Here is a 9,193-nt window from a genome sequence, read left to right on the forward strand (position 1 = left end):
CTGCGGATGCGCGAGACTCACAACCGCAACGTCACCCTGCACCGCGCGGCCGAGGCCATGCCCTGAGCCGGGCCGCCGTATCCGCAGTAACCTATTGCCGGTGAGCCAGGGCCCCTCGCGGGTCGCACCCAGTTACACCGAGCCACGCCGATGCACGCCGACAGCGAAACCGTCACCCTGAGCCGCGATATCGTCGCCGTGCGCGTGCCGATGGGCGACAAATATGCGCTGCCGGCCGGCACCGAGTGCCGCATCACCCAGGCGCTCGGCGGCAGCTTCACGATCTACGTCGAGGGCCACCTGTTCCGCGTGGACGGGCAGGACGCCGACGCGCTGGGCAAGACGGCAGCGCCGATGCCCGCGCTGCCGGAGGATGCCAGCGACGCCGATGTCGAGCGGCTGGTGCTGGAGCAGCTGCGCAGCTGCTACGACCCGGAAATCCCGATCAACATCGTCGAGCTGGGCCTGGTCTACGAGTGCCGGGTCGAACCACGCGCCGAGGGCGGCCGCCGCGCCTGCGTGAAGATGACCCTGACCGCGCCGGGCTGCGGCATGGGCGACATCCTGGTCAGCGACGTGCGCGCCAAGCTGATGCGCGTGCCGACCATCTTCGACGCGCAGGTGGAGCTGGTCTTCGACCCGCCCTGGAACCAGAGCATGATGTCCGAGGCCGCCCGGCTGCAGTCGGGGCTCATATGAACCTCCTATAAAACTACGATTCCGGCGCGTCACGTGGCTGTCATACACTGCACCTGACTGTTCCGTCGCCGGTTGTGCCATGTTCCAGTCCCGTATGCGTTCCGTACTGCCTGTTGCGCTGTTGCTGTCCCTGTCCGCCTGCGGCGGGGGCGGCGGCTCGTCCGACGGCCCCGGGGGGCGGGGGCCTTCGGCCGGCGCGCCGACGGAAACGCCCTGCTCGGCCTTCAGCGACGAGCGGCTGCAGGCAATGGGTGACGAAGGCATCCGCTACACCAGCCAGCTGGGCCTGGCCAACGGCCGCTATACGCTGCCGGACACGCCGGCGCCGACGCAGCTGGTGGTCATGTTCCACGGCAACCACAACAATTCCTGCTCGTGGCGCAATCACCTGCGCCGCGCCGCGTATGAATACGGCGCGGTCGCGGTGGCCATGGATTACACCGGTCAGGCGACGCGCGGGGAAATCGAGAACTACGGCTGGTTCATGCGTGCCGGCGCGGCCGATTCCATCGCCGCGGCCCGGTATTTCCTGGCGCGCTATCCCTCGATCACGCAGGTGTTCGCCATGGGCATCAGCATGGGGGCCAACGCCTCGGGCGTGGCGATCGCCTCGCCGGACGCCGTGCGCCCCGACGGCTCGCCGCTGTTTGACTACTGGGTGGCGGTCGAGGGCGTGCACAACCTGATCGAGGAATACCTCATCGTCCGCGCCGTGGCGCCGGTCGTGCCCGCCGGCGGCGTGGCGCAGCAGGAGATGGAGGAGGAGAACGGCGGCACGCTCGAGGAAGTGCCCGACCGCTACGTCGAGATCACCAACGTCCTGCGCGCCCGGGACATGAGCTATCTCAAGGGCGCGGTGATGGTGCACGCCATCGACGACGGCCTGGTGCCGACCACGCAAAGCCGCGAGATGACGGTCGCGCTCAACGCGGCCGGCGTGCCCACGCACCTCTACACCGTGGGCGGCAAGGGCGACGGCGAGGCCGGCACCACCGCCACGGCCATCCTGATGGGGCCGCTGCTCGGCGCCGTCGGCCAGGAATACGAGAGCCCCTTCGCCGGCCACGGCTGGGAGGGCAGCGACACCCACCTGGTCACGCGCACCGGCTTCGAGCAGCTGTACGCACTGATGAGCGGCGCCACCGACATCACGCCGGGCGAGACCCCGGTACCCGGTTTCTAGGCTTCCTTAGGGAAGCTCTGATTCATTTGTCTTAATTCGTCACCCCGGCGAAAAGCCTGCCCCGGACTCGATCCGGGGCCGGGGTCCAGAGCCTTGAAAGTCGCTGGATTCCGGCTTTCGCCGGAGTGACGAAGGAATTGATCAGAGGTTTCTTAGCCGACCATCAGCGCCTGCTGCAGGCGCGCGCGGATGTCTTCCACCCGCTTGCGGTTCACGCCGAGGTCCGAGTAGCCCAGGCGTGAGGCCGAGCGCACGTGCACGACGTTCGACAGCGGGTCGATCAGGAACTCCACGTCGTCCACGAAGCGCATCCGCCGGCTGGTGAACTCGGCGCGGATGTAGAAGGACTCCTGCGTCACCACCCGCGCGCCCTCCATCTGCGGCAGCACGGCCAGCAGCGCCTGCCGGGTCGTGTCGGCAGGCACGCCGAAGGTCAGCGGCGGCACGTAATGCTTCGGGTCGGCGGATTGTGAGGACACGCAGTTGGGCTTGTTCGGGCACGGCGACAGCCGGCCGTCGCGCGCGCCGAGATTCGGCGGCGGCTTGCCGCTGCAGGCTGCGAGCACGACACCCAGCAACGGAGCGAGCAGACGCATGGTTCGCCTCTTGAGATGTCCGGACCGGCCGCACGAGTATTACCCGACTGCCAGTATCCGCGCCACCCGCCGGCGCAGGACCGGCAGCACCTCGCGCTCGAACCAGGGGTTGCGCCTGAGCCACAGCTGGTTGCGCGGCGAGGGGTGCGGCAGCGGCAGGTAGCGCGGGCCGTAGCGGCGGAAGTCGCGCACGATCTCTGCGAGTGACCGTTCCGCCTCGTTCAGGTAGTGGCGTTGCGCATACTGGCCCACCAGCAGCACCAGCTCCAGCTTCGGCATCAGCGCCTGCAGCCGGGCGTGCCACAGCGGCGCGCACTCCGGCCGCGGCGGCAGGTCGCCGCTGCGGCCCTTGCCCGGGTAGCAGAAACCCATCGGCGTGATGGCGATGCGCGATTCGTCGTAGAAGGTCTCGCGATCCACGCCCAGCCAGGCCCGCAGCCGGTCGCCGCTCGGGTCGTTCCAGGGGATGCCGGTGGCATGCACTCTGGTGCCGGGCGCCTGGCCGATGATCAGCAGCCGCGCCGTGGGACTGGCGCGCAGCACGGGCTTCGGCCCCAGCGGCAGGTCCGCGGCGCACACGCGACAGGCGCGCACCTCCCGCAGGAGGGCGGCCATGGCGTCGCGATCACGCAGCTGGCGTCCGGCAGGTACCGAGGGTCGTGGGGGTGGCATGTGCTAATGTTAGACGCTAGCGAGCGGTTCAGGCTCCGAGCTGGAACACGCAGCCTATGCAGAGATTCACGCAGCAGCGCCCGCGGCGACGCGTCATGGATGCGATCGCCACCCCGGCCGGCGATGTGGGCTTCGACCCCCTCACCGGGCTGGCGACGCGCGAGAAATTCCAGGCCCGCGCCGAAACGGAATGGGCCCGGCGTGCCCGTGATCACGGTCCGATGACGCTGCTGCTGGTGGACATCGACCGCTTCGACGCCTACCGGGGCGTGAAGGGCGAAGAGGCCGCGCGGGCCTGCCTGGCGGCAGTGGCCGAGATCATCGCGCGACATTGCCGGCGCCGGGGCGATTTCGCCGGGCGCCTGCGCGATCACGGCTTTGGCGTGCTGTTGAGCGAAACCACGCCCAAGGGCGCGGAGAAGCTTGCCGAGCACATCCGCCAGGCGGTGGAGCAGTTGAAACTCGGTGAGGCCGAGACCGGTACCCGCATCACCGTGTCGGTGGGCGCGGCCTCGGTGATTCCCAAGCCGAACCGTTTCGTGATGTCCTTGCTGAAGCTGGCCGACGATGGCGTCGGGCAGGCTTGCGACCGGGGCGGCAATTGCGTGGTCAGTGTACGGGAGTGAGCGGAAATGAAAACCACGATGCGTGCATGGGCTCTGTTGACTCTGCTGCTGGCGCTGCCGGCCGCGGCCGAACAGGCCGGCGGGCCCGGCGGCCTGCTCGAGCGGGCGGCGAACGTGGACAAGCCCATCCCCGAAACCTACGAGCCGCTCAACAGCACTTATGTGGGGGACGGTGAGCGGCTGAACCAGACCATCGAGCAGTCCTGGCAGCTGAAGCGCCAGGCACGCGAGCAGCGGGCGCAGGCGGCGGCCGCGGCCGACAGCGCCGAGCGACGCGCGCTGGAAGGGCGCATCCAGGAGCCGGGGCAGGCCCCGGCCACGCCGGCCGAGCCGCGGGTGGTGGACACCGGCGAGCGACTGGAGATCCGCGGCGAGTAGTCGCCCCTACCGTTAAAACCATCTATACCGGCGCCCACGCCCGCGCGTTACCCTCCCGATAGTAGGCAAACTCCGGCCTGCGGCCGGGAGCGGAGCGCCCATGCAGCAGCAGAGACGGAACCGGCCTGCGCGCCGCGCCTCGGACAGTGTCTGTGCTCCCCCGGGTTTCGATCCCATCACCGGCGTGGCGACGCGTGCCCTGTTCCGTGCGCGTGTGGAGCAGGAGTGGCAGCGCGCCGCGCAGAGCAAACGACTGGTGGCGGTGATCATGTTTTCCATCGACCGCTTCCGCGAGTGTGGCGGGGCGGCCGCGGCCATTTGCCAGCAGGCAGTGGCCGAGGTGATCGCGACACACTGCCGCCGGCGCGCCGACTTCGTCGGCCGCATGCGCGATCATGAATTCGCGATCCTGCTCTCCGGCGCCACGCGCCAGGGCGCGCGCCAGCTCGCCGAGGCCATCCGCAAGGCGATCGAGGCCCAACAGCTCAAACCCGCCGCCGGTGACTGGGCGCTGACCGTCTCCTGCGGCGTGGCCGGCATGGTGCCGCGGCCGACACGCTTCGTGGACGCCCTGCTGATTGCCGCCGACGCCGGCCTGCGCGAGGCCCGGCGCATGGGCGGCAACACCGTCCGCGCCTCCTCCGCATTGCGCTGAGCGGTGCCCCGGCCATCGCCGGACCCGGCCCGCAGCTGCCGCGGGGTGTAGGCTTGTGCGATAATGGCTCAGGCCTGATATTCCGCTTATCCGCATGAACAGATATAACGGCGACCCGGCCGGCGATCTGCTGCGTCGCCGGCTGGACGAACGCATCCTGATCCTGGATGGCGCCATGGGCACCATGGTGCAGGGCTACCGCCTGGGCGAAGCCGATTACCGCGGCGAGCGTTTCCGCGACTGGCCGCGGGACCTCAAGGGCAACAACGACCTGCTGGTGCTGACCCAGCCGGCCATCATCCGCGAGATCCACGGCCAATACCTGGCAGCCGGCGCCGACCTCATCGAGACCAACACCTTCAATGCCCAGCGCATCTCGCTGGCCGACTACGGCATGGAGGAACTGGCCTACGAACTGAACCGGGCGGCGGCGCAACTGGCCCGCGAGACGGCGGACGAGTGGACGGCCAGGACGCCGGAGCAGCCGCGCTTCGTGGCCGGCGCGCTCGGGCCGACCAATCGCACCGCCAGCATCAGCCCGGACGTCAACGATCCGGCCGCGCGCAACGTGAGCTTCGATGAGCTGGTCGCGGCCTATCACGAGCAGGCGCGTGGCCTGCTGGACGGCGGTGCGGACCTGCTGCTGATCGAAACCATCTTCGACACGCTCAACGCCAAGGCGGCGATCTTCGCCTGCCAGACGCTGTTCGAGGAACGTACCCGTGAGTGGCCGATCATCATCTCCGGCACGATTACCGACGCCTCGGGCCGCACGCTGTCGGGCCAGACCACCGAGGCGTTCTGGAACTCGATCCGCCACGCACGGCCGCTGGCGGTGGGGCTCAACTGTGCGCTGGGTGCAAAGGAGATTCGCCCCTATCTCGCCGAGCTGGCGCGCGTGGCTGACTGTTATGTGTCCTGCTACCCGAACGCCGGTTTGCCGAATGCCTTCGGCGAGTACGACGAGCGGCCGCACGAGACCGCCTGCGTGATCGAGGAGTTCGCGTCCGCCGGGCTGGTGAACATCGTCGGGGGCTGCTGCGGCACCACGCCCGAGCACATCGCGCACATCGCGCAGCACGTGCGCGACAAACGCCCACGCCCGCTGCCCTCTCGCTCAGCCCCTCTGTCGCCCGCGGGAGCGGGTGGCGCCTAGACCGGGAGACGGCAATGACACTCCGCCTGTCCGGCCTCGAGCCGCTCAACATCGGCCCGCCCGATGGCGTGACGCTGTTCGTCAACATCGGCGAGCGCACCAACGTCACCGGCTCGGCCCGCTTCCGCGAGCTGATCAAGGCCGGCGATTACGTGGCGGCGCTGACGGTCGCGCGCCAGCAGGTCGAGGCCGGCGCACAGATCATCGACGTCAACATGGACGAGGGCATGCTCGACGGCAAGGCGGCGATGGAGCATTTCCTCAAGCTCATCGCCAGCGAGCCGGACATCGCGCGCGTGCCGGTCATGATCGACTCCTCCAAGTGGGAGGTGATCGAGGCCGGTCTGAAATGCGTGCAGGGCAAGCCGATCGTGAACTCCATCTCGCTCAAGGAGGGCGAGGCGAAGTTCATCGAGCAGGCGCGGCTGTGCCGCAAGTACGGCGCGGCGGTGGTGGTGATGGCCTTCGACGAGCAGGGCCAGGCCGACACCCTGCAGCGACGCAAGGACATCTGCGCGCGCGCCTACCGGATCCTGACCGAACAGGTAGGTTTCCCGGCCGAGGACATCATCTTCGACCCGAACATCTTCGCGGTCGCCACCGGCATCGAGGAACACGCCAACTACGGCGTGGACTTCATCGAGGCCACACGCTGGATCAAGCAGAACCTGCCGGGCGCGCTGGTGTCCGGCGGTGTGTCGAACGTGTCGTTCTCGTTCCGCGGCAATAACCCGGTGCGTGAGGCCATCCACAGCGTATTCCTGTATCACGCCATCCGCGCCGGCATGGACATGGGCATCGTCAACGCCGGTGGCATGCCGGTGTACGACGAGATCGACCCGGAGCTGCGCGAGCGCATCGAGGACGTGATCCTCAACCGGCGCCCGGACGCCACTGAGCGCCTGCTGGAGATCGCGGAGCGGTTCCGCGGCACGGACCAGAAGCAGACGGCCGAGGACGAAGGCTGGCGCAGCCTGCCGGTGCGCGAGCGCATCAAGCACGCGCTGGTCAAAGGCATCGATGCGCATGTCGAGGCCGACACTGAGGAACTGCGCGCCGAGATCGCGGCGCACGGCGGCCGCACGCTGGAAGTGATCGAGGGCCCGCTGATGGACGGCATGAACGTGGTCGGCGACCTGTTCGGCGCCGGCAAGATGTTCCTGCCGCAGGTGGTCAAGTCCGCGCGCGTGATGAAAAAGGCGGTGGCCTACCTGATTCCCTTCATCGAGGCAGAAAAGAAACCGGGCGACGCAGTCCAGGCCAAAGGCAGGATCGTCATGGCCACGGTCAAGGGCGACGTGCACGATATCGGCAAGAACATCGTCGGCGTCGTGCTCCAGTGCAACAACTACGAAGTCGTGGACCTGGGCGTGATGGTGCCGGTCACCAGGATCCTCGAGACCGCGCGCAACGTGCAGGCCGACATCATCGGCCTGTCGGGTTTGATCACGCCTTCGCTGGACGAGATGGTGACGGTGGCCAAGGAGATGGAGCGCGAAGGCTTCACGATCCCGCTGCTGATCGGCGGCGCCACCACCTCGCGCGCGCACACCGCGGTCAAGATCGACGAGAACTACAGCCACCCGGTGATCTGGGTGAAGGACGCGTCGCGCTCGGTGCCGGTTGTGTCGGCGCTCTTGAGCGAGGAGCAGAAGCCCAGGCTGGTGGCCGAGATCGAGCGCGAGTACGCCGAGATCCGCGAGCGCCACCGCAACAAGGCGGCCAGGGAGAAGTTCATCACGCTCGCCGCTGCGCGCGCCAACAAGACGCCCATCGACTGGGCGGCCACGCCGATCGTCCGCCCGAAGAATCTCGGCGTGTTCCGGCTGCCGGACTATCCGATCGCGGACCTGCGCCCCTATATCGACTGGACCCCGTTCTTCACTGCCTGGGAGCTCAAGGGCAAGTACCCGGACATCCTCAACCAGCCGCATGTCGGGCCGGAGGCGCGAAAATTGTTTGACGACGCCAACCGCCTGCTCGACGTCCTGCAGCGCGACAAGTGGATCACCTGCAACGGCGTGTTCGGCCTGTTCCCCGCCAACCAGGTCAACGACGACGACATTGAGCTGTACACCGACGAATCGCGGCTGACGCCGCTCGCGCGCCTGCACCACCTGCGCCAGCAGACCGAGCACCGCGAGGGCGTGCCCAACCGCTGCCTGGCCGATTTCATCGCGCCGAAGCCGCTCGGCAAGGTGGACTATATCGGCGCCTTCGCCGTCACCGCGGGCATCGGCGTCAAGGAGCAGGTCGAGGAGCTCAGGGCGCGGCACGACGATTATTTCGCCATCCTGCTGGAGGCCGTCGCCGACCGCCTGGCCGAGGCCTTCGCCGAGCGCCTGCACCAGCGCGTACGTACCGAATTCTGGGGCTATGCGGCCGACGAGCAGCTGGACAACGACGCGCTGATCGCCGAGCAGTACCGCGGCATCCGCCCGGCGCCCGGCTACCCGGCCTGCCCGGAGCACACGGAAAAGGCTACGCTGTGGCACCTGCTGGACGTAAAGAACAACGCCGGCATCGAGCTCACCGACAGCTATGCCATGTGGCCCGGCGCGGCGGTCAGCGGCTGGTACTTCGCGCATCCGGCCTCGCAGTACTTCGTGGTCGGCCGCATCGATAAGGACCAGGTAGCCGATTACGCGCGTCGCAAGGGCTGGACGCTGCAGCAGGCGGAGAAATGGCTCGCGCCCAACCTCGGGTATGATCCGGAAGATTAGTCTTTATTCTTACTGAGTAGCCCGTCAAATAGTGTGTAACTTCTTGCCGTCATCCCGGCGCAGGCCGGGATCCAGTGCCTTTGTAGAATGGCGCAGAAAGTCACTGGATTCCGGCTTTCGCCGGAAAGACGGAATCGATCGGCATGTCCCTCGAAGTGCGCACTATTTGGCAACCTGATCAGTATGTGGGCACGGTCGCGGACGCGCCCGCCCTCCACCATTCAAAGAGGCTGCGCGGAGCGCATGATATGAACATCGACAAGACCAAGCCCGTGCTCGTCACCGGCGGCAACGGCTACATCGCCTCCTGGCTGGTGAAATACCTGCTGGAACAGGGCGTCAACGTGCGTGCCACGGTGCGCGATCCGTCCAACGAGAAGAAGGTCGGCCACCTCAAGCGCATCGCTGCGAAAACGCCGGGCAGGCTCGCGCTGTTCCAGGCGGACCTCTTGCAGGCGGGCGCCTTCAACGGCCCGATGAAGGGCTGCGAGCTGGTGTTCCACAC

10 protein-coding genes are annotated in these 9,193 nt (G+C 67.9%); 8 read left to right on the forward strand and 2 right to left on the reverse strand.

Going from position 1 to position 9,193, the window contains the following annotated elements:
- Nucleotides 1–150: 150 nt before the first annotated feature.
- Complete coding sequence (gene sufT, locus VNJ47_06035) at nucleotides 151–699, forward strand: putative Fe-S cluster assembly protein SufT (GenBank protein ID HXG28391.1); 549 nt, start codon at nucleotides 151–153, stop codon at nucleotides 697–699.
- 79 nt (nucleotides 700–778) lie between these two features.
- Nucleotides 779–1,882 carry a prolyl oligopeptidase family serine peptidase gene (locus VNJ47_06040; GenBank protein HXG28392.1) on the forward strand — a complete coding sequence of 368 codons (1,104 nt, stop codon included), beginning with the start codon at nucleotides 779–781 and terminating at the stop codon, nucleotides 1,880–1,882.
- A gap of 152 nt (nucleotides 1,883–2,034) precedes the next feature.
- Here the strand turns inward: VNJ47_06040 and VNJ47_06045 are convergent, their stop codons facing one another.
- Together VNJ47_06045 and VNJ47_06050 are read right to left on the reverse strand one after the other, a co-directional pair.
- Nucleotides 2,035–2,478, reverse strand: coding sequence for a DUF1499 domain-containing protein (locus VNJ47_06045; GenBank protein HXG28393.1), 444 nt, complete (start codon nucleotides 2,476–2,478; stop codon nucleotides 2,035–2,037).
- 39 nt (nucleotides 2,479–2,517) lie between these two features.
- Entirely contained in the window at nucleotides 2,518–3,093 is a 576-nt protein-coding gene (locus tag VNJ47_06050) for a uracil-DNA glycosylase family protein (protein HXG28394.1), read from the reverse strand.
- A gap of 113 nt (nucleotides 3,094–3,206) precedes the next feature.
- Here VNJ47_06050 and VNJ47_06055 point away from each other — a divergent pair, with 113 nt between their 5' ends.
- The 6 genes from VNJ47_06055 to VNJ47_06080 form a co-directional block, all read left to right on the forward strand.
- Nucleotides 3,207–3,776 carry a GGDEF domain-containing protein gene (locus VNJ47_06055; GenBank protein ID HXG28395.1) on the forward strand — a complete coding sequence of 190 codons (570 nt, stop codon included), beginning with the start codon at nucleotides 3,207–3,209 and terminating at the stop codon, nucleotides 3,774–3,776.
- 6 nt (nucleotides 3,777–3,782) lie between these two features.
- A complete protein-coding gene (locus VNJ47_06060) occupies nucleotides 3,783–4,154 on the forward strand; it encodes a hypothetical protein (GenBank protein HXG28396.1) in 372 nt (123 codons plus the stop codon).
- A gap of 100 nt (nucleotides 4,155–4,254) precedes the next feature.
- Nucleotides 4,255–4,809 (forward strand): GGDEF domain-containing protein, encoded by a 555-nt coding sequence (locus tag VNJ47_06065; protein ID HXG28397.1) that lies wholly within the window; start codon nucleotides 4,255–4,257, stop codon nucleotides 4,807–4,809.
- Nucleotides 4,810–4,903: 94 nt separating this feature from the next.
- Nucleotides 4,904–5,965 carry a homocysteine S-methyltransferase family protein gene (locus tag VNJ47_06070; protein ID HXG28398.1) on the forward strand — a complete coding sequence of 354 codons (1,062 nt, stop codon included), beginning with the start codon at nucleotides 4,904–4,906 and terminating at the stop codon, nucleotides 5,963–5,965.
- 14 nt (nucleotides 5,966–5,979) lie between these two features.
- Nucleotides 5,980–8,688: a methionine synthase gene (gene metH, locus VNJ47_06075; protein HXG28399.1), complete on the forward strand. Its 2,709-nt coding sequence runs from the start codon at nucleotides 5,980–5,982 to the stop codon at nucleotides 8,686–8,688.
- A gap of 248 nt (nucleotides 8,689–8,936) precedes the next feature.
- Nucleotides 8,937–9,193: NAD-dependent epimerase/dehydratase family protein (locus VNJ47_06080; GenBank protein ID HXG28400.1), on the forward strand; the 257-nt coding region annotated here is incomplete at its 3' end.

It is taken from the genome of Nevskiales bacterium (genome assembly GCA_035574475.1).
Classification (GTDB): Bacteria; Pseudomonadota; Gammaproteobacteria; order Nevskiales; family DATLYR01; genus DATLYR01.